Here is a 23,174-nt window from a genome sequence, read left to right on the forward strand (position 1 = left end):
GTCACTTGTGGACCAGTCCGAGCACGCTGGCGATCTGCGCGGTGTCGACCGGCACGATGGTCGGCTTCACGTCGGAGCCGTCCGCGGTGCGGAGGGCCCACTGCGGGTCCTTCAGGCCGTGACCGGTCACCGTGAGAACGACGGTGGAGCCGGCGGGGATGAGCCCGGCCTCGGCGCGCTCGAGCAGGCCCGCGACGCTGATCGCGGAGGCCGGCTCGACGAAGATGCCGACCTCGGCGGAGAGGATGCGGTACGCCTCGAGGATCTTCTCGTCGGTGATGGCGCCGAAGTAGCCGTTCGTGAGCTTCTGCGCCGCGAGGGCGAGGTCCCAGGAGGCCGGGTTGCCGATGCGGATCGCGCTGGCGATGGTCTCGGGGTGGTCGACGCGGTGGCCGAGCACGATCGGGGCGCTGCCGGCGGCCTGGAAACCGAACATCCTGGGCATCTTCGAGGTCGCGCCGCGTTCGAGTTCTTCCGAGTAGCCGCGGGTGTACGCGGTGTAGTTGCCGGCGTTCCCGACGGGGACGATGTGGATGTCCGGGGCGTCTTCGAGAACCTCGACAACCTCGAATGCGGCCGTCTTCTGGCCCTCGATGCGGTCGGGGTTGACCGAGTTCACCAGATGGACCGGGTAGTTGGCGGACAGGTCGCGGGCGATGTCGAGGCAGTCGTCGAAGTTGCCCTGCACCTGCAGCAGCTGGGCGTTGTGCGCGATGGCCTGGCTGAGCTTGCCCATGGCGATCTTGCCCTCCGGCACGAGCACGACGGCCTGAATCCCGGCGTGGGTCGCGTACGCTGCGGCCGATGCGGAGGTGTTGCCGGTGGAGGCGCAGATGACGGCCTTGGCGCCGTCTTCCACGGCCTTCGAGATGGCCATGGTCATACCGCGGTCCTTGAAGGAGCCGGTGGGGTTCATGCCCTCGTACTTGACCCAGACCTGCGCACCCGTGCGGGCGGACAGGGCGGGGGCGGGAATGAGCGGGGTGCCGCCTTCGCCGAGCGTGATGATGGGGGTGGCATCGGTGATGTTCAGGCGGTCCGCGTATTCACGCAGTACTCCACGCCATTGCCGGGACGCTGTCTTCACGGCCGACTGCGGCAGGGACTCTCGTTCGCTGGACATCAGACTCCTTCAACTCTCAAAACGGATGCGACATTGGTGACAAATTTGTTCTCGGCGAGGTCTCTCACGGTGGCGGCGAGCGCCGCTTCCGTTGCCTCGTGCGTTCCGATGACAAGGGTAGCCGTGGACGACACGGCCGCGTGACTTGCCGTGCCCGGCTGCGCCGGCGTCATCGACTGCTCGACCAGGGCGAGCGAGACGCCGTGGTCACTGAACACTCCGGCGAGCGTGGCGAGCACGCCCGGCTCGTCGGTGACCTCGAGCGTGACGGCATACCGGGTGGTGATGCTGTTGATCGAGAACACCGGCAGTTCGGCGTGGCTGGACGCCGCGACACCGGGGCCGCCGGCGATGTGGCGCCGAGCCAGCGACACGAGGTCGCCGAGCACGGCAGACGCCGTCTCCACTCCCCCGGCACCGGCGCCGTAGAACATGAGGCTCCCAGCCGCCTCGGCCTCGACGAAGACCGCGTTGTTGGCACCGTGCACCGAGGCGAGCGGGTGGCTGCGATGCACCATGGCCGGGTAGACCCGGGCGGAGACGCCTTCCGTGCCGGTCTCGGCATCGACCAGCCGCTCGCAGATCGCGAGCAGTTTCACGACGTAGCCGGCCTTCCGGGCCGATTCGATCTGCGCCGGGGTCACGGAGGTGATTCCCTCGCGGTGCACGGATTCGAGCGGAACGTTCGTGTGGAAAGCGAGGCTCGCCAGGATGGCTGCCTTCTGCGCGGCGTCGTAGCCACCGATGTCGGCCGTCGGGTCGGCCTCGGCGTAACCGAGGTCGGTGGCGAGCCGGAGGGCTTCCTCCAGGGTGTCCCCGTCGGTGTCCATCCGGTCGAGGATGAAGTTGGTGGTGCCGTTCACGATGCCGAGGATGCGGTTGACCCGGTCGCCGCCGAGGCTGTCGCGCAGCGGGCGCACGATCGGGATGGCGCCGGCGACGGCGGCCTCGTAGTTCAGTTGGGCGCCGACCTGGTCGGCGGCCGCGAACAGTTCGGGGCCGTGGGTGGCGAGCAGTGCCTTGTTGGCGGTGACGACATCCGCGCCGGAATTGATCGCCATCAGGATGTAGCTGCGGGCCGGCTCAAGGCCGCCCATCAGCTCGATCACGACGTCCGCGCCGAGGATCAGCGACTCGGCGTCGGTGGTGAACAGCTCACGCGGCAGGTCGACGGTGCGCTCGGCGTCGAGGTCGCGCACGAGGATGCCGACCAGTTCGAGGCTCGCACCCACCCGGTTGGCGAGTTCCTCCTTCTGTTCGAGCAGGAGGCGGGCCACCTGGGCGCCGACGGAGCCGCCGCCCAGCAGGGCGACGCGGAGATTGCGGTATTCGATCATCGGATGGGTTCCTTCGGTTGATCGGTGGTCAAGCCTGTCGCGCTGGTCGACCCAGCCCCGGTGGTCGAGCCTGTCGCGACCCCCACGCTGGTCGACCCAGCCCCGGTGGTCGAGCTTGTCGAGACCCCCGTGTCCCGCGCCAGCAGGTCGTCGATGCTCTCGCCGCGCACGAGCATCCGTGCTCGTCCATCGCGCACGGCGACCACGGCGGGGCGGCCGACGAAGTTGTAGTTACTGGCCAGCGACCAGCAGTAGGCGCCCGTCGCGGCCACGGCGACGAGGTCTCCGGGAGCGACGTCGCCGGGCAAATAGTCGGCGTCGACGACGATGTCGCCGCTCTCGCAGTGCTTTCCGGCGAGGCGCACGAGCACGGGCTCGGCCGCGGAGGACCGTGCGGCCAGCCGCACCGTATAGTCGGCGCCGTAGAGGGCGAAGCGCGCGTTGTCGCTCATCCCGCCGTCGACGCTCACGTAGAGACGGGGGTTGCCCGACACGTCGACCGCCTTGGTGGTGCCCACCTCGTAGAGCGTGATCCCGGCGGGGCCGGCAATGTACCGCCCCGGCTCGAAGGCGATCACGGGCACGGGGATGCCGCGCTCGGTGCACTCGGCGGCCACGATCTCGGCCAGGCGGGCCGCGAGCTCGGCCACCGGAGTGGGCCGGTCGGCGGAGGTATAGGCGATTCCGAAACCGCCGCCGAGGTTGAGTTCGGGCACCGGGCCGTCGGCGAGCAGGGCGGCGTGCACGGCCAGCAGGCGGGACGCGGACTCGGCGAAGCCGTCAGCCCCGAAGATCTGCGAGCCGATGTGGCAGTGCAGGCCCATGAAGCGCAGGTTGGCCTCCGCGCGAATGCGGGCGACGAGTCCGGGAGCATCCTCGAGCACAACGCCGAACTTCTGGTCTTCGTGGGAGGTGGCGAGGAACTCGTGGGTGTGCGCGTGCACGCCGCTGTTGACGCGGAGGCGCACACCCTGCACGACGCCGTGCCGACCGGCGGCCTCGGCAACTCGGGCGATCTCGAGCGGCGAATCGATCACGATCGTGCCGACGCCGAGCCGGCAGGCGTCGTCGATCTCCGCAAGCGACTTGTTGTTGCCGTGGAAACCGAGCCGGTGCGCCGGGGTTCCGGCCGCGAGCGCCACGGCGAGTTCACCGCCGGTGCAGATGTCGATGTTCAGTCCCTCGGCGACCATCCACCGGGCGAACTCGGTGCTGAGGAACGCCTTGCCCGCGTAGTAGATGCGCACGCTGGTGCCGATGCGGGCGAACTCGGTCTCGAAGGCGGCGCGGAGCTCGGCGGCGCGGGTGCGGGCATCCGTCTCGTCGACAACGTAGAGCGGGGTGCCGAACCGGGCGGCCAGCGCACTGGCGCTGCACCCGCCGAGGAAGAGTTCGCCGGTGTCGGCGCGGGCGGCCGAAGCGGGCCACAGACCGTCGGCGAGCGCATTGGCGTCGTCGGGCAGCACGAGCCAGTCGGGGGCGAGCGGGTTGGTGGCCACGGGTGAAAACCTCACGGGAAAGTCGAGTGGGTGTCTCACTGAGTGGCGAGCGAACCCGGGTTGGTCCCTGAAGCCAGTGAAGGGATGCCGCCGCTTCGAACGCGGGGACCTGCGGCAATTCTAGCGACCGGGTGCAGGATGCGCCGAATCGGTGTTACGTCGCACTGCGGCGCCTGTCGGCCGCCGCGACGCGGTCCCGGCGTGCGGGGCTGCGCGCGCCGCGGGCTCACCCGTCGGCGCAGGTGCCGACCGTGGTGAGCGACTTGCGGTTGAGGAGCAGGCTGCTCGACTCGAGGGTGATCCGCGCCCGTTCCGGGGTGACGTTCACCCCGGCCAGGGTCACGCCATCCGGCAGGTACTGGGCCACGCACACCCGGATCGGCTGCTGACCGACGATCAACGAGAGGAGCTGTCCGGCATCGAGGCTGCCGCCGCCCCCGGTGAGCTTGGCGCTCGACGGAGTGAACAGCAACGAGTCGGCGACCGCGGTCGGGGTGGCGGTGGCCTCGTAACCGATCGGGAATCCGAGCACGGAGAGGCTGCCGGTGTAGCGCACGTCGCCGTCGCCGAGTACGAGCTTGGCATCGGGGGCATCCGCGGCCTGTGAGCGGCTCAGCAGGGCGTTCAGCGCCGCCTGGTCCAGATCGACAATGCCGCGCACGTCGCCGACGGGCTTGTCCTGGTCGACCGGAACCTGCGTGGCCACGACCCGCACGGATGCCGGGACGCCGTCAACGACGAGCGCCGGAGCGGTCAGCGCGACCCGGTCAAAACTGCCGGACAGGTACTGCGCGATCACCGAGATGCCGCTGATCGAGACGCTGACGTCACCGGTCACGGTGTCGGGGAGGTTGTCGGAGATTTCCTGCTTGATGAGCCCCTCCGCATAACTGCGGGCTCCGGAGTCGACAATGAAGAACACGGCCACGAGCCCAACCACGGTGAGACTGGCTCCGACGATCAGGCCCATCCCCCGGCGCCGGCGAGTCCTTGCTGCGCGGTCGGCCATCACATGCGTTCCGGAGCGGAGACTCCGAGCAGGCCGAGGCCGTTGCGGAGCACCTGGCCGGTGGCGTCGTTCAGCCACAACCGGGTGCGGTGCAGATCTGACACGGGCTCATCGCCGAGCGGGATGACCCGGCAGTTGTCGTACCAGCGGTGGTAGTAGCCGGCGACCTCTTCGATGTAGCGGGCGATCCGGTGAGGTTCGCGCAGCTCGGCCGCCTGGGCGACCACGCGCGGGTATTCCTGGAGCACGCCGAGCAGAGCCGATTCGCTGTCGTGGGTGAGCAGCTCCGGCGCGAACGCCGAGCGGTCGACCCCGGCGGCCACCGCGTTGCGCGCGACCGACTGGGTGCGGGCGTGGGCGTACTGCACGTAGAAGACGGGGTTCTCGTTGGTGCGCTTACCGAGGAGGTCGAGGTCGATGTCCAGCTGTGAGTCGCTGCTGGAGCGCACGAGTGAGTAACGGCCGGCATCCACGCCGACGGCGTCGACGAGGTCGTCGAGGGTCACGATGGTGCCGGCGCGCTTGCTCATCCGAACCGGTTCGCCGCCCTTGAGCAGGTTGACCATCTGCCCGATCAGGATCTGCAGGTTGACGCCCGGCACGTCGCCGAATGCCTCGACCATGGCCATCATCCGACCGACGTAGCCGTGGTGGTCGGCACCGAGCATGATCAGGTTCTGGTCGAATCCGCGTTCGCGCTTGTCCAGGTAGTAGCCGAGGTCGCCGGAGATGTAGGCCGGTTCCCCGTTGGAGCGGATGATGACGCGGTCGCGGTCGTCGCCGAATGTGGTCGTGCGCAGCCAGATGGCCCCGTCCGACTCGAAGATGTGGCCCTGCTCGCGGAGGCGCTCAATGGCCCGGTTGACAGCGCCGGACTCGTGCAGGGAGTCCTCGTGGAAGTAGACGTCGAAGTCAACGCCGAAGCCGTGCAGCTTCTCCTTGATCTCGGTGAACATGAGGTCGACGCCGATGCTGCGGAAGACCTCCTGCTGCTCATCCCTGGCCAGCGAACCGATCTCGCCGTCGAACTTCGCGACAACCTGGTCGGCGATGTCGCCGATGTAGGCGCCGCCGTAGCCGTCTTCCGGGGTGGACTCCCCGAGATAGGCGGCCAGCACGCTGCGGGCGAACCGGTCGATCTGCGAGCCGTGGTCGTTGAAGTAATACTCGCGCGTGACATCCGCACCCTCGGCCTTGAGCACGCGGGCCAGGCTGTCGCCGACGGCGGCCCAGCGCACCCCACCCATGTGAATGGGGCCGGTGGGGTTTGCGGAGACGAACTCGAGGTTGATCCTGATGCCGTCGTAAATGTGGCCGGTGCCGTAGAGGGGGCCGGCCTCGACGATCGTCCTGGCCAGCGCGCCAGCGGCTGCGGCCTCCAGACGAATGTTGATGAAGCCGGGACCGGCGACCTCGACGGAGGCGACGTCGGGAAGAGCCTCGAGTCCCTCGGCGAGCTGCGCGGCGATGTCGCGCGGTGTGGAGCCCAGCGGCTTGGCGATCTTCATCGCGATGCTGGAGGACCAGTCGCCGTGGTCGCGGTTGCGGGGGCGCTCGAGCGTGACGTCTGAAGGGGTCAGATCGAGCACGGTTTCGCTCCCTGACTGGCGTCGGCGGTCGCCCAACTGCTGGATCAGGGCGAACAGGGATTCGGAAAGCTCGGCGGGGGTCACAGAAACCAAGCTTACCGGCCCGGATATCGACACCTCGCTTGGTAGGGTCAACCCGTGACTGACTCCAACTCGCCCTCTCTCCTTCGCAGCCGGCGCCTGCGTGCCGGCCTGGTCCTCGTGACCGGCACCCTTGCCATTGCGGCACTGACCGGATGCTCCCCCGCGGCAACCCCCGCGGCTTCCGGCAGCAGCACGCCCAGCGCGTCGGCGAGTGCAACGCCCAGCGAGACTCCAACCCCGACGCCCACGCCGACGCCGGCTGGCGCCGCTGTCGCGTTATCCTGTGGCGAATTGCTCACCCTGGACGACGTCTACGCGTTCAACCCGAACTACGGCACCGCGCCCGGCTTCACTGCGACCTCGGAGAACGCCAAGACTGCGGTTTCCTACCAGGGCATTGCCTGTGGGCTGCTCAACCAGTCCAGTGGTGAAATGGTCGAGATCTCGGTGGCCCTGCCCAATCCGGTGCTGATGATCTCGCTGACCGACCAGGCCATCGCCGACAGTAATCCCGTGCCCACCTATGGTTCCGCGCCGGTCTCTGGTTTCTTCAAGAACAAGGGTGGCGCCGGGGAGGCACAGGTCTTCACCGACAAGTACTGGGTCACCCTCAGCTCCCCCGTTTTCGGCGAGCCGGGCGACGCAGAGCGGCTCATGTCGGCCGCACTCTCGCACCTCCAGTAGCCGCACGGTCGAGCGTTGCCGCCCGAGCGCGGCTACGCTCGACCGCCCGATCCGGGTCGAAGCGAACCATCGGGCGTCAGGATGCTGATAACCTAGTGTTTTCCCTGGCCCCCATAGCTCAGGGGATAGAGCACTGCCCTCCGGAGGCAGGGGCGGCAGTTCGAATCTGCCTGGGGGCACATTTTGTCGCGTGACACGCGAGTTCGGACTTTTGCCACCTAGTTCGGACCAACCGACTGCCAGGCTCGTTGAGAGCCATGCCGCGGTCTTGAGCAGCCGCCACGCAAATGCCGACCTCAGCCTGTCGCAGTTGACGCACCTGTGCGCGACTTCTCTCCGGACAGGTCAAACGCGACGGGGTCTTCCCGGCGGTCGGCGCAGACCAGCATTCAGCGGGCCGTTCCCGCATGCGGTCCGTCTTACGGGCATATCCACGTCTCAGTCCTATCTTGCTCAGGGAGGACCTGGAACTCGAGGGCGGATCAGCTGGCGGGCGGCCCGTGGCAAGCTGATGGGCATGAGGGCAATTCGGGTCGCTGCGGTCGTGGTCATTGCTGCGGCGGTCGCCGGGTCACTGAGTGGGTGTGGGGCCGGGGGGTGGTGTTCACCGCTTGAGCCGGCCCCGTCGGTCACGGCGACGTTCCAGTCGACGGCTGACTCCATTGTTTCGGTGCCCGGTGTTCGTACGGTATCCCCGCGGTATTACCAGCCGGAGGATAGGCACTGCGTCTCCCGTGATTACCTCGAGACGGCCCCGTGGGTGGCGACGTACGAGGTCCGGGTAGCGGCCGGGATCACGGACGCGCAGGTGGCCCGGGTCCGGGCCGCGCTCGGGACATCGACTGCGACGATGAAGTCGGCTCCGGATCTTGGCGTGGCCGAGTGGTGGATCTACCTCGGCGCGCCGCCGTCCACCAGGTTGTCCCCTGCTCCGACAAATTCTTTGTCGTCCGACAGCGAACGAATCGCTTTGGTGAAGGAGGCGGCGCGGCTTCCGGATGTCACCACGGCACAACTGTTGGACTCGTCGATGACCATTCGTGTCGAGAGAGCCGAGTCAGTTGTTGGCGCGGTCACCTGGCTTCGAGGGGAGCCTGCTCTCGGCTTCAAGTGGGTCTACGTCGGCGACAGCGCGGCGTGGTCGGTGGCCATCGACGTCAGCGATGGTCAGGGAGTGTCCGATCAGACCGTCGCAGCGATAGCGACGTTCGTCCAGGCTCATCCGCGCCTTGAACTGACTGTGACGTCGTCCTTGGTGGCCGGCGTCGTGCCGACGAAGGCCGAGGCCCGCGCGCTTTTGGCTGAGTTGCAACGGACGGCGGCCGACAGCTCGAACCAGAAAGTATTGCTGTGGTGGCCGGATGGAAACGGAACCAAGGTGTCCGGCCAGGTTGGATCCGCGCTCGTGACCCACTAACTGGTGCGGGGTGTGGCGCCACAGGTCAAGGACAATTCGTGAGCAGTGTTCGACCATGGATTCCTCGAAACACCCACCGGTCACCTTTGGCACATCGGAGGTATGGCCGCGGCTTCTTCGAAGTATTCTCGATGGGTGTGTTGGTTGGGAGTGGTCGAGGATTTCGCTTGGCTTGGGCGAGCAGACCGGGATGTGACCCTGCTCTCTTTCCGGTTTAGTTAAGGACTGGGGCTAGGCGGACATGTAGAGGTAGGGCGAGGTTTTCGTTCTGAGCGGTGGGGGGACGAATGGAAGACGACTTAGATCGAGAGCTGAATCGGGCGAATCCGTTTCAGCGCGATTCCGTTCCGGCATTGGTGCAGTCCACGCAGCATCTTGTCGCATCGATCGCGGCCTTGGACCGCCCGGCACGGCGTCGTCGACGACGCCGCAACTTTGCCGTCGGTTTCGGCTTGGGTGTTGTCCTCATCGCGGGGACCGGTGCTTCTGCCATACCGACGATCCTTGAATGGGCTCCTTGGGAGCCGGACGTCATGATCGAGCGCGAGTTTGCGGTTACTGGTGGGCATGGGAGCGCGAAATGTGTCGAGGTCATGCGCGTGGACTCGGATGCCAAGACCGCTGATGCGAACGCCGACCGGAACCTTGCTCAGGCGCGGGCGTTTCTGCAGAACAACGATTGGTCCAACATTTCAGTGGACCTCGACGATCTGTCGGCATTCGACCGCAAGAATCAGGAAAGGCAGGGGCTGTCCGAGGGGACCATGCTGGCGATGATGGTTCACGACGAAGTTGTGGCCGAGTTTCGCCGACACGGCCATCTTGGTGTCGGCGTCACCCTCTCGGGCTTCGGCCGCTGCGACGATGGCACAGCTCAGTGAGTCACGCCGACGACTCTACAAGCTCCCGAGCCGCAGCAGAGCGAATGCAACAGCTACACGAACAGATGGCAGCGGTGCTGCTTGGATACTTCGCCCGGAGGGTGGAGCCGCAGGCGGACGCGGCGGACTTGCTTTCTGAAACTCTGATGGTTGCCTGGCGCAGGATGAACCGGGTCCCCTCAGACGAAGAGGGCGCACGGATGTGGATGTTCGCCACTGCCCGGCGAGTACTCGCGAACTGGACCCGAGGCCAACGCCGCCGAACGGCCCTGAGCTACGAATTGCGCGAGCAGATGGCAACGGTCACGGGAGTCGTGGTCAGCGATCAGGCTCTCGACGTCCGGCAGGCCGTCCGGTCGCTTCCGCGCAATCAACGCGAACTCATCGTGCTCGTGCACTGGGATGGTTTCACCATTCCGGACGCCGCACGTCTTCTCCAGGTCAGGGAATCTACCGCGCGCGGCCGATATCAACGCGCGAAGACAAGTTTGCAGGCGGCACTGGCCGACCCTCCCGCTCAATTACGATTCACGACAGCGAAAGCGACGACGCCATGAGTAAACCACGACTGACCATTCTCGCAGCGGTCCTCACCGTCGCGTTCTGTTCCTCGCTAACGGGATGCGCAGGCATGTCCACCGGATCCGCAACCACACCGAGCCCGCAACAGTCTGAAGCACCGTCCACTGAATCTGGACAGAACCCGGCCGACTGGCCCAGGGTCGAGGAGTCGGGGGTGGGACCCACGACGATCACGGTACAGAATCCGTCGCCGGATGCGGCATACCTGATGGCGCAGTTTCAATGGTCCAGCGGAGAGGGAAGCGTGGAACTGGTGGAAGACCCGACCATTTTCATGAGCGGCAGTGAGGGCGGTAGCGGGGGCTATCAGATGACCCTCCCCACCGAATCGAAGGAATACAACTTCAAAATCGACGTCGCACCGGACACTACCTTCTCCTTCTCCGGTACATTCATCACCGGAAAATGACGGATCTCGCGGAGGTGCGCGGCTGGTTCATTCCCAGCGAGGGGGCCGGTTCAAGAGCGACAGTATTGGCTTCGCTCCGGGCAGCCCAATAGCGATCGAAGCCGTCCGATAGCCGTTCCTTTGACGGGACCAGCAACCGACACGTCACCACCTGCCTCTTAGATTCACGCGCCAGCAGTGTGCCTGTGGCTTTCACCGAAAGATGGCGGTGTTCTTTCGTCTTTAGATGGCGGTGCGGCGCCGTTCGCGGTGTCGACGCGAGGCCGCCCGGGTGCCCGGTAGCGGAACCTTTGTTGAGAAGCCTGCGGGGAACCTTGCGTGCGGCTTCTGGCGCTTGGCGACTTCTGAAGATGAAAGCGGGGGCACGTGGGCGCTATATCGGCGGCGCTGAGGAGGCCGCCACCATTGGGCGTCTCAGATTCGAGAGGAGGTTTGGATTCCGGACAGTGCCCCGCGTAACGATGACGCATTCTTGCGCGGATGGCTTCAGTCGGGCCCCGAACAGGGGTTTTGCTTATAGGCACTTATCTTCCTATAGTTGTCGGTATGGCACGTAGACGACCGGGTTCTCTCTTTCCGATTGAGGTTGACATTCTAGAAACCGGGCTGGCGCTTCAAATGCGTGAGGGCAGCTTCTATGGCTTCGCCTTGGCCAGGCAGCTTTCCTCTCGTGATGGTTCCGCGCTCACGGCGCACGGGACCCTCTATAAGGCGTTGTCTCGGATGGCGGAATCTGGCGTCCTTGAAGCGAGCTGGGAAGACCCAGCCAGTGCCGAGTCCGAGAGACGGCCTCGCCGCCGCCTGTACACCGTGACTGCGGCAGGTGCGCGCGCCCTCGTCGCTGCGCAGGCAGAATCGAACCGCCAAGAGACGACCGTGCCGAGGGTCGCCCGGGCGGGGGCGACGTTCGCATGAGTGTCATCACCTCGGTGCCTTACCATCGTGCCGTTGACCGTGTTTCTCGCTGGTGCTCGTGGTACACACGTGAGGTTGATGTCCACGCCGCTGAGGGTCGGCGCGATGAACTTGCTTCGGACCTTTACGAGCACGCGATCTGGGCCGAGAAATCGGGGGCCTCGCCGCGCAGGGTGGCTAGGTCAATCCTTAGCCGGGCGCTGAGGGGTGCTCCTGCCGACCTGAGCTGGCGTCACGCACAGCGAAGGCAAATCGCCCTCGCGGACCCGACCGGCTTTCACCTACGTCGGGTCGAGGGCGCCTTATCGGCGCTCGTTCTCGTCGTTGCTTCCGCAGTGCTGGGCTGGGGCCTTTTCGTGCTCACCCGGATTGCACTCAGCTCGATCTCAGGAGAGATCCGGCCGGGCTCCGCAACCGCACTGACAATCGTCTCGTTCGTTGCCGTCGCCATCGGCGCGCTGGTCTTGCTGTCTCGCCGCCGTTCACGTTTCCTGGGTGCTCTCCTCATGGTACTCGCGAGTTTTGGGCTCGTTCACTTTGGCCTTTTCCAGATGTACTCCCTCAGCGCCACGGTGGGAGCTCTGACATTCACGATGCCCGGGTGGGACCTTGCCAGCAACACCCTCATCGCCGGGCTCGGTGCATTCTTCATTGCGGCCGCGATCTGGTGGTGGCCGGAACACCGGACTTCCTCTGCCGACACCGGCACCCGACTCAAAACCATCGGAGAAATGGCGAGATGAAAAAGAAACTCGCGGTCAGTATCGGTGTGCTCGGAGCAGTGCTCGTGGCCCTCTCGCTGACGGTCTTCGGGATGGGAGCGGCAGCGACGCTCAACACCGCAGCCCCGGACTCGCCGCACGCACGCTTGGTCGAACCCGCCCGTGTCCGCGCCGACACGGTGACCCCCTCGCCAACCGCCATGCCGAGCGCACCGGAAGCGAACGCGATCGAAGCTGCCGACACCGCCGATTCAATGGAATCCGACGCATTCAAAGCGATGACCCCCGATGAGCAGGCCAACGGCAGGGGATGGGTAAAGACGCAGACGATTACGGCCGCGTGCATGAAAGACAAGGGATACGCGTACACCTTCGAACCGTTCTGGGAGCGTGAGGGCGCCGTGGTTCCCGTGATGTGGGAGAACACTCTTCCGACCTCCGAGCGGGCAGGGGCCCACCTCGCACTGGACGGTGACACCGGAGGCGGCGCCGACTACCACTGGGACGAGGCTGGATGCTGGGGTTACGCCGTCCACGTCATGGGCAACGACAACAATCATTGACGGGTGGTCGTTCCGGAATCCTCCCGCCTGCTCAGGGCCGATACCTCGCTACCGGACATCAGTATCTTCTGGGGATTCTCCCCAGGAGGGGCCGCCACAGGCGTGGCTGGACACTTCTCTCATGCACTTTGCTTTAGTTGATCTTTTTTAAATGTCCCGGTCCGCTCCGACGGGCGGAAATGTGTGGACCGTGACGAACCAGGAACAGCGACGACGGCGTGACCGGCGTTCGGGTCAGCCGATCCGGCACGGACGATTGACACGTCGGGGACCGTGGAAAACGGTAGCGAAGACGTTGGGATTGACGTTGGGGGTCCTGCTCGTCAGCGGGTCTGCTGTTGGAGCGATTGCCGCGTGGGATCTCGCGAGCAGTGTGAAGCCGGGAGTCTATCTGGACCACATCGCTCAGGATGCCGGCACCACAGCCGCTCCGGCGGCGGACGTGAGCGCGATCGCCGGCGGGGTGAACCTGCTCTTGACGGGTTCGGACACCCGCTCCGGCCAGGGCGGGGCCTTTGAGACCAGCGCGGGGTTGGAGGGCAGTTCCGGCGCGGGCAATAACGACGTCACCATGCTGCTGCACATCGCCCAAAACCACCAGAGCGTGAGCGTGGTCAGCTTCCCCAGGGACCTGATGCTGGCCGTTCCAGCGTGCCCGCAACCGGACGGCGGAACCGCATCGGCATCCAGCCGGGTGATGCTCAACACGACGTTGTCGCGCGGTGGCCTGCCGTGCGTCGTGCTGACGATCGAGAACTTGACCGGCCTCCAGATCCCCTACGCTGCCCAAATCAGCTTCGATGGCGTCACTGCGATGTCCAACGCTGTGGGCGGGGTCACCGTCTGCCTGGCCACAGCGGTCAACGACCTGTACACGAACCCCCCGCTTCACCTGGAGGCGGGGCAACAGACTCTCGTCGGTGCGGATGCCCTCTCGTTCCTCCGCAGCAGGAAAGGCGTGGGCGATGGCAGCGACCTGGGTCGGATCAGCAACCAACAGGTCTTCATGGCAGCCCTGGCCCGCAAGGTCGAAAGCGATGGCGTCCTCGGCAACCCGATCGCTTTGTTCTCCTTGGCCAAGGCGGCGACAGGCAACATGGTCCTCTCTGACACGTTGACGAATCCGACGACCCTGGTACAGATTGCCCTCGCACTCAAGGACACAGGTTTGGCCAACATGGTTTTCCTGCAGTACCCGACCGTCACTGACCCGGTCGATTCAGGACGGGTCATCGCCCAGTCCAGTGCCGCCGAAGTCCTGAACACTGCACTGGTCGCGGATCAACCGGTGCAGCTCACCGGGGCCCCGGGACGAGGGGCGGTACTCGCGACCAGCACCCCGGGCGTCCCTGTCCCCGCGAGCACTGCAACCTCAATACCGTCCTCCACGGCGCCACCCGCGTCACCAGCGGCTGTGCCCTCTCCCGCAGCGACCAACGCTGTGCTGCCGTCAAGCGTTACCGGACAGACCGCGGCCGACCAAACCTGCACGAAGGGCAATTGAATCGCGAAGCTTCCACCGACCTTATGAGCCACACCGCCAACGTGCCCGGACGACTCGTTCCACAGCATTACCCTGTGGATTTGGCGACGGAGAAGGTCACAGGGAACGGCATCGCCCTACCCGACTGGCGAGGCAAGTCCCTCAGCCCTCGAAACTACAGGACCCTTCAAGGTTCCCATTTCGGTTCGATCAGCGGGCGGTGCCCAAGCGATGTGCTGCCTGGCTGAGGGCCGTTGTGGAGGAGGACCTCGGTCGCGTTACTTTCCGTCGAAGAACGGTGAGTCTGCGGGCCACAACTCGCCGCCCATCGTTTCTTGAGCTGTGATGAGGTCTTGAGGGTGTTCGCTGCCAACGACCCACTCGGCTCCGACCAGGAATAGACCCGGTTCATCGCTCTCCGCGTTGAGTTTCAGTAGAGCGTCAACATCCGCCTGGGTAAAGAAGGTATTCAGGCCATTCTCCGTGTCGCGGCACGTCCCGGACTCCACAGCGCCGAGCACAACGTTTTTCGTGAGTGTCCAGTCACAGGGCAGTCCGGTGGCAACGTACCTCTGGTGCAGTTCTTCCAGAGACAGGTTCGCCTGGGGAGCCGCTGGAGGCGCCGCGGACTCCATACCGGGCGTGCTGCTGGTCGTCTCAGACGGTGCCGCTGTCGGGGCGGCCGCGCACGAGGACAGTGCCGCAACTGCGGTGATCATGACAAACAGCTTGAACGAATTACGCACGGCGGCCTCCCCCAGGGTCGAAGAGGCAAACGTGCCCCGTCATCAGCTTATTGGGACGCCCGGCACCGGTTGCGCACGAATCGCCGCGCGTGAGCTTGCACTGTTTCGATAGCACAATATTGTGCCATCTTTGCAGCACAAACCCGCGACTCTCGCGAGTGAGTCGATCTCCTGGAGGCCTCGATGCTCTTCCCCCTCGTACATGCCATTCAAGCTCTGCTGCCTCTGGAGGTGGCCATCACCTTCGGTCTGATCTTGTTCGCACTGTCGCGGGTTCGGCCGCGACGAATCGTTTCGCTCCCGCAGTCCGGGCGGCGCACGGCAACTCTCGCGTGGGCGGGAGTGGCGGGTTCTTTGCTCGTCGTTGTTGTCGCGACGACGGTCAGCGCTATCGCCGCATCTACGTTTGACGCGTCCGGGTTTGATGGCTGGTGGCGTCGGCCGGCTCCGCTATTCGCGGCGACTGTGGTGGTGGCTGTCACAGCCGTCGCGCTTGGCCGGATGCCGCTTCCTGCGCCGGGAGAGCGGACGGTTGTTCCGCGCCGCCCGTGGCATGCGTTTGCGTCTCGAACCTTGCTCGGGATCTCCGGGATCACGGCCATGATGCTCGCACTGACTGCAGTGTGGCAGATTGCAATCGCGACGACCGCGCCCGAAGACGGGCCCTTCTTTGGCAACGTTCCCGACTACACCGACCTGCCGATCTACATGGGCTTCAACAGCGGGTACGGGTACCTGTCCGGCGCAGGGTGGCCGAACCATCTCGCCACACTCGTGGCGCTCGCACTAGCCTGCGCCGTCTTTTTCACTGTGCTGCACACGGACGCCAACCGGCCTCTGTTCGCCCGATCGACTGCTTCCAGTGTGCGCTCGGAACGAGAGCTGACCGCTCGACTGCTCACCTTCATCCTGCTCGGTGGCCTCATCACCACGCTCGGAGCCGTGTGGATGCACACCGGGTCCTCCGGGCAAGCTCTGGTCGGGCTGAACGAGCAGTGGGTTTCCAGCGATCAGTCCCCCTCCCGCATCTTCGTTGCCGGTGGTTACGACGCGATCGCCCGACCGATGAACCTGCTGGGCTATGCGCTCCAGGCTGGCGGGGTCGCGTTCCTACTCCGAGTTTCGGTCGACACCGCCCGTGCCGCACTCGCGGCACGTCGCTTCCGCGCCGCAACGCCCGAGCGTGAAGCATCGACCGCTGCACCACGTCGATGACCGGGACCACGCCGAGCTCCGCGGACGAAATCGACGCACTCTTTCGCGGGGCGATCCGCTCCGGACAACTCGGAGACGGCGAACGCCTGCCGACCGTGCGACAAACCGCCCGAGATTTCGGCGTCGCCCAAGCCACCGCCGCAAAGGCCTACAAGTCCCTGGAACGCGACGGCCTCATCGTCACCCGCACCGCCGCGGGCACCCGCGTTGCCCCCGGCGCATACCGAGCGCCACAGGCAGTCATTGAGCATGCCCGCGCTCTCGCGGAAGTAAGCGAAGGTGCACTCGTCTCCCTCGAAGACACCATCGCGATCCTCCGCGCCGTCTGGCGAACAGAGACAACGCACCTGCCCGCCTGCCGTTCCCAACGGGAAATCGAGCGGGTGGTCGTGAACCGCCGGACGTCTCACTCCGGCGAGGTTCGATAGCGTGGGTTGATGGACGAAGAAGCCCTTACAGGCGGCAATTCAAACTCAGTGGTTCGCGTGGGAGACACGGTGCGTCGGCCGGCGGGTCCGTGGACGCCCGCCGTTAACCGGTTCCTCACCGCCCTCCGGGATGCCGGCATCGTCGAAGTACCGGAGCCGTTGGGGCTGGATCAACATGGACGAGAGGTCCTGTCGTTCCTGCCCGGCGAAGTCGGCAACCACCCGATGCGCGCGTGGATGTGGTCGCCGGCGATCCTGCAGGAAGCCGGTGCACTTCTGCGCCGCGTGCACGACGCGAGCGTACCCATCGTGCACCTGCCCGGACACTGGCAATTGCCCACACATCATCCGGTTGAGGTTGTCTGCCTGAACGACGTGGCTCCCTACAACATGGTTTTCCAGGCAGGTCACCTCACCGGTCTGATCGATTTCGATACCGCCTCGCCAGGCCCTCGCATCTGGGACCTCGCATACCTGGCCTACCGGCTCGTCCCGCTTGGCGAGTACGCTGACGATCACTCGCCAGGGGCCGACGCGCGGACTGATCGGCTCGAGGCGCTCATCCGTGCCTACGGTCACCCTTTTGAGCCGGATGCTGTCCTACGGGTGGCAGCAGAGCGATTGGATGACCTGGCCGAGTTCACAGACCGTCGAGCGGCCGATACGGGCCGCGCCGCGTTCATCCGGCATGCGGCGTTGTATCGCCGCGACCGCGACCTGCTCCGTGGCCTCGTGCCGAACGGACTTTGAAACCCATCAACCATTCCGCAGGAGGTTCCCCCGCGAGTCAGATCGAACTCGGACTCACAGGGAGGAGTGCAGTTCTGCGGCTCGCCGGAAGGTCCACCGCCACGCTGGTGGCTGCGATCGACCGTAGGCTCCGACGAAGCACGGACCGATATCGGCAACCGCAGCGAATCCTTCGGGAACGCGGAGTACGAGCAGAGCAAAGACTCGATCGTCAACATCCAGCCGATCCAGAGACCACACTTCCCGGTTGAGAACTTGATCGCCGAGTTCGGCTGCGCGGCCCATAGCCTCCTCGACGACAGCGATCGCCTCGGGCCCAGGTACTTCCGGCGGGATCGCCGACAGAAACAAGTCCATCACCGCCGTTCGGGCAGCACCTTGAATACTGCCATCCAGAGAGACACCGACCCCGTGCCCCATCGGCCGCATCCCCTCACGGTGCATAGTGCGAATGAAGTATTCGAGGTTGGGACTCGGTCGAACCGCCACGGTAGTCTCGAGCCATTCCCCGGTAGGACCGCCCCAGGCAACGACCTCGAGGTCGTCATCGTTCGTCCCACGGGGCACAAGAGCCGTAGGGCTTCTCTTAGGTGTCGTCACCTTCACAGGCTTGTCCCGTGACAGCGAACTTGTCAACAGCCTCGGGCATTCCGGAGAAACAGGACGGCGTTGTGGGCAAGCCAGCCCGCACAGGGTTACTTATGCGGATGAGCGCTCATGGTTCGCTGCTTACGCAGCACAACGACAATCGCTCCCCCGATGACGAGCAGGCCACCAACCGCACCAAGTAGTCCAAGCGGCACGCTGGTCGACAGAAACGCACCACCTGCGATCACGAATGCGACGCCGATCAAGGCCAGGACACCCTGGACGACTAATGTTTCGCGCATGAGCTAGCTCCTGAATCGCGCGGTTGAGGTGCACATGAGTGACAGCCTCGCACAAGCTCATGCCGCCGGGCAGCGATTCCCCGTAGTCGTTCCCCGATGAAGACGACAACGTATCGTCCGACATCGTGAAAGGTGGGGGTACAGGAGCCAGAGGAACAGCTGGTGCCACGGGACGATTGAGAGAACGAACGGGAGCGGGGGAGGTTTGACTTGCGAGCGGCCGGCGTCCGGAGTCCACCTGTCGTGTCCTAGTTGGGCGGTGGTGTCTCGACGATGAGTTCGCTGTCTTCTGCCCCCGGTGATGTTCCGATGAATTTCAGCGTGCCACCGTTGAGTCTCGGCCACGACCATTCAATTCGCCATTCGGTTCCTGATCCTCCAACCGAGAGTTGGCGATCAAAGTTCACTCCCGAACCATTTTGGGCCAGCGTGACCTCGATACGGGTAATTATTTCACCGGGTCCTCGCGGCGGTTCCCCCGCAGCTTCCCAACCTTGTGACTGTTGCACGTTGCGCCAGCGCTGGCCGGCGGTCCAGAACTCGGTTGTCAGTTGCTCGGTCAAGCTGTTGGGCACGGCTCGCCCGTGTAGCCACACTCGCTCGTTTGTGAAGTCGACCCGTTCGGCAATAACTGTGACACCCTCAACAGTGCCGAGCACGTGGATCCTGTTGAGCAGGACGGAAACCCGAGTCTCCGTGTCGGGCATCAGAGGATGGTCGGGAACGGACATAACCGAGACTTTAGCATCCAGATTTACCACGCGGCCATTCCTCGTCAAAGGTCATCGATCTAGGCCATGAAAAATGGCAGACGATGAGTGCCGGAATGTGTGCCAACAGGCGTTCCGCGTGTGAAACTCGACGAGCCCCACCCGGGAATGGCGACTTTCGCGCTCGACCTGCGTCGCTGATCGTCCGGCATGCGGGCACCCTCAGGCCGTGAACGCCTTCCCAGCGACTAGCTCGCGGATAACGCCGTCAGGGCCCTCGAAGTAGGTCGACTCAGACTGCCATGGGCAGGTTGACGATACGTGTCCGCGCCAGATTTCTTGGGGGCTCCACCCCTTCTGGCAACCATCGTTGGGCCGCATTCCCGTGACGGAATAGTGACGGCGAGATGCATGGCGCCTTCTATCACTCGTCGGGGCACCAAGTTGATCACCGTGGTGCCGACCGTCACTTGCGGGGGCACGCTCGATTCGGAGGAAGGCAATCCCAATGTGTCACGGTGAACCTCAAGGCTCCAGCGGGATGGCCGAACGCAACTTGCCGACGCTCACCGTCCGCGTCCGCGATTTGCTGAGCCCAGGCACCCCGGACGTCGAAGGCTCCAGTGACGTCGAAATACGTGCCTACGTCCGCGAAATCGTCCTGTCAGAAAGGCAACGGCTCGTGGCGCGACATTCCCAAGAACCGCCCGCAGCGGAAAGGAAGACGCCTCAACGAAACCTTGGCCGCCCTTGCCAGACAACCGTGCTCCGCGGCGTCACCTCCATCAACCTGACCAACGCTTCGCCGCTCGACAAGCCACAAGACAGTCGGGTCACAGACGGGGTTGGGGACACTTCTCTTCTATGGGAGCGGTCCCGGCAGCGAACGTGGACGACGGCAGTTCGTTGTATGGTGCCCACGAAGCCTTCGTGTCCACAAACACCTGAAACGACGGCGCGTCCGGGAGATCGTATCCGAGGGCGCGCAGACAATTTAGCGTTTTGGTCTGTGCCTCGAAGATCGTGTGCATCTCCTTCGAATTTAGGTCTCTCTGACGAGCTGGCTCAACGCTGTCGGAACACCGACTGCTGTCACTGGCATACTGGTCCATTTGCTCAACTCGCCCGCTGTACGTGATGCCTCCATCTAGACCTGCCTTCGCGTCCCAGCCGCTATCGCGAAGACAAGACAGAACCTGGGCAATGGCATCTGCTCTCGATGTCGGAACCGGTCCTACCGGCGCTGCGGCCGCCGCGCACGAACTGAGGGTTACGACGATGAAGGCCGCCATGGTGACACGAACGGACAGCCCCACCCACGGATTGCATTTCTGCCAAGTCCAATTCACCACACTGATCCCCCAACTATTGACCCGAGAATGAGTCTACGTGGCCGGCGCTAACAGCAGACTGGCAGTGATCTCCGCCTCATTGGTCAAGCTAGCGTCACGCCACCCCTTGTGAAAGGGGCTGTCCTGTCGCGCAGTCCCTGAACCGCGAAGCGGTGTAGGCACGATATCATGACGAGGGAGTCGCTGGGGTCGGCAGGTTAGCGTCGGACGCGTCGGCTGTGGCTCATCTATCTGGGGGAAGAATGAGAACATGGCAAGTAGTGATCAACCTCGCCATCGTGGTCTCTCTTGGAGCGGCATTGGCGGCGTGCTCATCTCAGGCGCTCCCTGACTCCTCCCCCGCCCCGAGCCACGCGAGAGAATCGCTCGCGAGAACAGAACTCAACAAAGAGTGGGCGAAATTCGCGTCCGTTTACCCTGATGCCCACCGGCCGAAGGTAGATCGCATCCGATTTGTCGCCTTAGTCGACTGGCCGGACACGTTCGGGCGATGCTTGACCGAATTCGGCTTTGCGGCAACAATTACTCCGGACGGCGGCGTAACTTACTCTGGAAACGTGGCGCAGCAACAAGCCTTTGACTTGGCAGGATTCGAGTGCAGATCGATGTATCCAGTTGATCCCGAATCCTCCATTCCGCTCGATGGCGAAAGGTTGAGTTCCCTCTATGACGACTACCTGAACCGCTTGGTTCCGTGCCTTGAGAAGCGGGGCGTCGTTGTCCCTGAACCCCCGACTAGACAGCTATTCATCGAATCCTACTATTCGGGCAATGGCTGGGAGCCGTACGCGAACACTTCAGATTTACCGCAGGATCAATGGTACAAATTGAACAAAGATTGTCCCCAAACCCCTCCAGGATTTTGATCCTAGGCCGTGAGTCCTGAGTTTGTTTCAATGTGCGCCGATGCGCATGTCATCATCTGCCGTGGAGTTCAGTGTCCAGGATCGTGCGCTGCTGACGTCGTGGACCAGGTCGTCTACGGTGGCTGCTGGGCGTGTGGAGCGGGCGCGGATAGTGTTGGCGGTCGCGAACGGGTCCGGACCTAGGAGGTGGCGCGTCGGTTGGGGATGTCTCGGGCGACGGTGATCAAGTGGCGGGAGCGGCCTTCAGCAGGCCTTTGCGGGTTTGAAGGACGTGCCGCGTAGCGGTCGGCCAAACGTCGTGGACTGGCTTTTGACCCCAGGCGCGGGTTAAGCGGCGAGTTGGATCTCTGCGGCCTGTGACGAGTATTGCATCCCGAAGTTCACTGGTGTGACGTGGCCGATCCAAGAGTGACGCCGGCGACGGTTGTAGCGGTCCCCGATAAGTGGTCGGACCGGCATAGCAGGGTCGAGTTCCTCAACTTCATGAAACGGCTTGCCTGCGCCTGCCCCGACAAGCGACTCAGCATCGTCTGTCAATGGCCAAACCGCCCAGTTTGGCATGGCCGCTAACAATCGTCGCGGACCGTTACCGCACCCACAACGCCGAGGATATGTTGGGGCCGGAAAAGAAGCCCTGTATCACCATGCATTTTCACCCCGACCTCGGGATCCCGGCTGAAGCCCGTAGGAGTGTTCTTCACGATCGTCATCAGACAAGCCATCCGCCGCGGCTCGTTCGACTCTGTTAAGGAACTCATCACCGCAATCACCCGATTCATCCAGGGCTGGAACGACCCCGCTGCCACCCTTCACCTGGACGAGGACCGTCGTCGGAATCCAGTCAAACGCGCGTTAACGTGGCCCATGAGGACCTCCGTGGCTTATTAAGATCTCAGATACCTCAACAAAGGCCCGGAGATCCTCCTTCTTCACAACCCCGAAAGTGTCACCAACGTCATGGCCTGGTACAACTAGTTCGTTCTTCCCGTCGCGGAGCTCCGTTGTGACGAGGCTCTCGAAGTTGCAGCGCTTCCAATCGAAAATAGGACCAGCATTGCCGGGGTGGGTCTACTCTTCGAGAAACGCTGACACCCGGCTGGTTTCCCGCAATACATAGCGCGCTTCGCCGGTTGCCGTGTATGGGCGAGCAAATCACTTTCTGGGTCAGGGACCCCACCAGTGCCAAACTCGGTAACTGGCCGGAACGCCAGACTTCGCTGCCATTGGGGTCGGCGAAGTCTGGCGTTCCGAAACAGCTAGGACGCTACTGCTAGAAACATTCGTTGGCTGCGAAGTACAGCCAACCCTTTGAAGTGATCGACGACGCAGAGGTGACGTGGTACCCGTAGCTCGCGTAGTGCGTTTCAAGAACGGGTCCCATGACGAAGATGGTGCTGGAAAATTTGCCGGTGCCGTTTTGGGTTTGCGTGTGGGTGGTCCCCCAGCTTGAGTGCGAATGGGTTCGCACGGTCGCAGTGACACAGTTGTTGTAGCCCCAAGTGTCTGCTTGCGCAGGTGCCGCAGTGCCGACCAGCATCAAGCCTGCGAGCGCGAGCGTCGTTGCCGCAGTTGCAAAGACTTTCTTCACAATTCCCCCATTTCAGGATTACTAGGAGAGTCCCAGTGGACCTGAGTTTCCTGCGAGCGGTGCTGAGCCGCAATCCCCCGTTCGGGGTGCTCGGGGTTCCTCTGTTAGTCTCGCTCGCGCGATACCGCAGAGGCCCGCACACGCGACAGAGACGCTATCGCAACCGACCCCTTGGCTGTTGCTGTCTGGCCGGTGGTTCATTTAGCCTCAATCCACCGGTCGGCTTTGATTCCGTGACGGCGAGTTAAACCGAGAATGCCCCTCTGATCAGGTAAAATAGTTGTTACTTAGACAAACTATTCACCAACCAAGGAGGCATCTCGTAGATGCAA

Annotated in this window: 22 protein-coding genes and 1 tRNA gene; 14 read left to right on the plus strand and 9 right to left on the minus strand. The window is 64.2% G+C overall.

What is annotated here, in order from left to right; all coding sequences use genetic code 11:
- Position 1: 1 nt before the first annotated feature.
- The 5 genes from thrC to argS all read right to left on the minus strand — a co-directional run bounded on the left by thrC (position 2) and on the right by argS (position 6,641).
- Entirely contained in the window at positions 2–1,123 is a 1,122-nt protein-coding gene (gene thrC, locus QMG61_RS04550; RefSeq protein WP_283493140.1) for a threonine synthase, read from the minus strand.
- Positions 1,123–2,460 (minus strand): homoserine dehydrogenase, encoded by a 1,338-nt coding sequence (locus tag QMG61_RS04555; protein ID WP_283493141.1) that lies wholly within the window; start codon positions 2,458–2,460, stop codon positions 1,123–1,125. The genes thrC and QMG61_RS04555 overlap by 1 nt, the downstream gene beginning before the upstream one ends.
- Positions 2,457–3,959 (minus strand): diaminopimelate decarboxylase, encoded by a 1,503-nt coding sequence (gene lysA, locus QMG61_RS04560; RefSeq protein ID WP_283493142.1) that lies wholly within the window; start codon positions 3,957–3,959, stop codon positions 2,457–2,459. The genes QMG61_RS04555 and lysA overlap by 4 nt, the downstream gene beginning before the upstream one ends.
- A 226-nt stretch (positions 3,960–4,185) precedes the next feature.
- Positions 4,186–4,968, minus strand: coding sequence for an LmeA family phospholipid-binding protein (locus QMG61_RS04565; protein WP_283493143.1), 783 nt, complete (start codon positions 4,966–4,968; stop codon positions 4,186–4,188).
- Entirely contained in the window at positions 4,968–6,641 is a 1,674-nt protein-coding gene (gene argS, locus QMG61_RS04570) for an arginine--tRNA ligase (protein ID WP_283493144.1), read from the minus strand. The genes QMG61_RS04565 and argS overlap by 1 nt, the downstream gene beginning before the upstream one ends.
- Positions 6,642–6,695: 54 nt before the next feature.
- Here argS and QMG61_RS04575 point away from each other — a divergent pair, with 54 nt between their 5' ends.
- From QMG61_RS04575 to QMG61_RS04615, 10 genes are all read left to right on the plus strand, one after another.
- A complete protein-coding gene (locus QMG61_RS04575; protein WP_283493145.1) occupies positions 6,696–7,325 on the plus strand; it encodes an iron ABC transporter ATP-binding protein in 630 nt (209 codons plus the stop codon).
- Between the two features lie 107 nt (positions 7,326–7,432).
- Positions 7,433–7,504: transfer RNA gene (locus QMG61_RS04580), tRNA-Arg, on the plus strand.
- Between the two features lie 695 nt (positions 7,505–8,199).
- Positions 8,200–8,742, plus strand: coding sequence for a hypothetical protein (locus tag QMG61_RS04585; RefSeq protein WP_283493146.1), 543 nt, complete (start codon positions 8,200–8,202; stop codon positions 8,740–8,742).
- Positions 8,743–9,029: 287 nt separating this feature from the next.
- A complete protein-coding gene (locus tag QMG61_RS04590) occupies positions 9,030–9,623 on the plus strand; it encodes a hypothetical protein (RefSeq protein WP_283493147.1) in 594 nt (197 codons plus the stop codon).
- 44 nt (positions 9,624–9,667) lie between these two features.
- Positions 9,668–10,180, plus strand: coding sequence for an RNA polymerase sigma factor (locus QMG61_RS04595; protein WP_283493148.1), 513 nt, complete (start codon positions 9,668–9,670; stop codon positions 10,178–10,180).
- A 179-nt stretch (positions 10,181–10,359) separates the two neighbouring features.
- Entirely contained in the window at positions 10,360–10,614 is a 255-nt protein-coding gene (locus tag QMG61_RS04600; protein WP_283493149.1) for a hypothetical protein, read from the plus strand.
- A gap of 618 nt (positions 10,615–11,232) precedes the next feature.
- Positions 11,233–11,529, plus strand: coding sequence for a PadR family transcriptional regulator (locus QMG61_RS17510; protein ID WP_502847006.1), 297 nt, complete (start codon positions 11,233–11,235; stop codon positions 11,527–11,529).
- The gene (locus tag QMG61_RS04605) at positions 11,526–12,272 is read left to right on the plus strand and encodes a hypothetical protein (RefSeq protein WP_283493150.1); all 747 of its coding nucleotides are present in this window, start codon (positions 11,526–11,528) and stop codon (positions 12,270–12,272) included. The genes QMG61_RS17510 and QMG61_RS04605 overlap by 4 nt, the downstream gene beginning before the upstream one ends.
- Positions 12,269–12,814: a hypothetical protein gene (locus tag QMG61_RS04610; RefSeq protein WP_283493151.1), complete on the plus strand. Its 546-nt coding sequence runs from the start codon at positions 12,269–12,271 to the stop codon at positions 12,812–12,814. Before QMG61_RS04605 ends, QMG61_RS04610 begins: the two co-directional genes overlap by 4 nt.
- A 301-nt stretch (positions 12,815–13,115) precedes the next feature.
- Positions 13,116–14,318 (plus strand): LCP family protein, encoded by a 1,203-nt coding sequence (locus QMG61_RS04615; protein WP_283493152.1) that lies wholly within the window; start codon positions 13,116–13,118, stop codon positions 14,316–14,318.
- Positions 14,319–14,575: 257 nt separating this feature from the next.
- On the opposite strand, the gene QMG61_RS04620 is transcribed toward QMG61_RS04615, so the two are convergent.
- Positions 14,576–15,043, minus strand: coding sequence for a hypothetical protein (locus tag QMG61_RS04620; protein ID WP_283493153.1), 468 nt, complete (start codon positions 15,041–15,043; stop codon positions 14,576–14,578).
- Between the two features lie 600 nt (positions 15,044–15,643).
- Here QMG61_RS04620 and QMG61_RS04625 point away from each other — a divergent pair.
- From QMG61_RS04625 to QMG61_RS04635, 3 genes are read left to right on the plus strand one after another with little or no spacing between them, the layout of a single operon-like run.
- Positions 15,644–16,258 (plus strand): hypothetical protein, encoded by a 615-nt coding sequence (locus tag QMG61_RS04625; protein ID WP_283493154.1) that lies wholly within the window; start codon positions 15,644–15,646, stop codon positions 16,256–16,258.
- The gene (locus QMG61_RS04630) at positions 16,255–16,686 is read left to right on the plus strand and encodes a GntR family transcriptional regulator (RefSeq protein ID WP_283493155.1); all 432 of its coding nucleotides are present in this window, start codon (positions 16,255–16,257) and stop codon (positions 16,684–16,686) included. Before QMG61_RS04625 ends, QMG61_RS04630 begins: the two co-directional genes overlap by 4 nt.
- A gap of 9 nt (positions 16,687–16,695) precedes the next feature.
- The gene (locus QMG61_RS04635; RefSeq protein ID WP_283493156.1) at positions 16,696–17,436 is read left to right on the plus strand and encodes an aminoglycoside phosphotransferase family protein; all 741 of its coding nucleotides are present in this window, start codon (positions 16,696–16,698) and stop codon (positions 17,434–17,436) included.
- A gap of 695 nt (positions 17,437–18,131) precedes the next feature.
- Here the strand turns inward: QMG61_RS04635 and QMG61_RS04640 are convergent.
- Positions 18,132–18,326, minus strand: coding sequence for a hypothetical protein (locus QMG61_RS04640; protein ID WP_283493157.1), 195 nt, complete (start codon positions 18,324–18,326; stop codon positions 18,132–18,134).
- A 248-nt stretch (positions 18,327–18,574) separates the two neighbouring features.
- On the minus strand, positions 18,575–19,057 hold the full coding sequence (locus QMG61_RS04645; RefSeq protein ID WP_283493158.1) for a hypothetical protein: 483 nt from the start codon (positions 19,055–19,057) through the stop codon (positions 18,575–18,577).
- Positions 19,058–20,648: 1,591 nt separating this feature from the next.
- Here QMG61_RS04645 and QMG61_RS04650 point away from each other — a divergent pair.
- Positions 20,649–21,254: a hypothetical protein gene (locus tag QMG61_RS04650; protein ID WP_283493159.1), complete on the plus strand. Its 606-nt coding sequence runs from the start codon at positions 20,649–20,651 to the stop codon at positions 21,252–21,254.
- 1,270 nt (positions 21,255–22,524) lie between these two features.
- Here the strand turns inward: QMG61_RS04650 and QMG61_RS04660 are convergent.
- Positions 22,525–22,842, minus strand: coding sequence for a hypothetical protein (locus tag QMG61_RS04660; protein ID WP_283493160.1), 318 nt, complete (start codon positions 22,840–22,842; stop codon positions 22,525–22,527).
- Between the last annotated feature and the right edge of the window lie 332 nt (positions 22,843–23,174).

Source organism: Cryobacterium sp. PH31-AA6 (assembly GCF_030063195.1).
Classification (GTDB): domain Bacteria; phylum Actinomycetota; class Actinomycetes; order Actinomycetales; family Microbacteriaceae; genus Cryobacterium.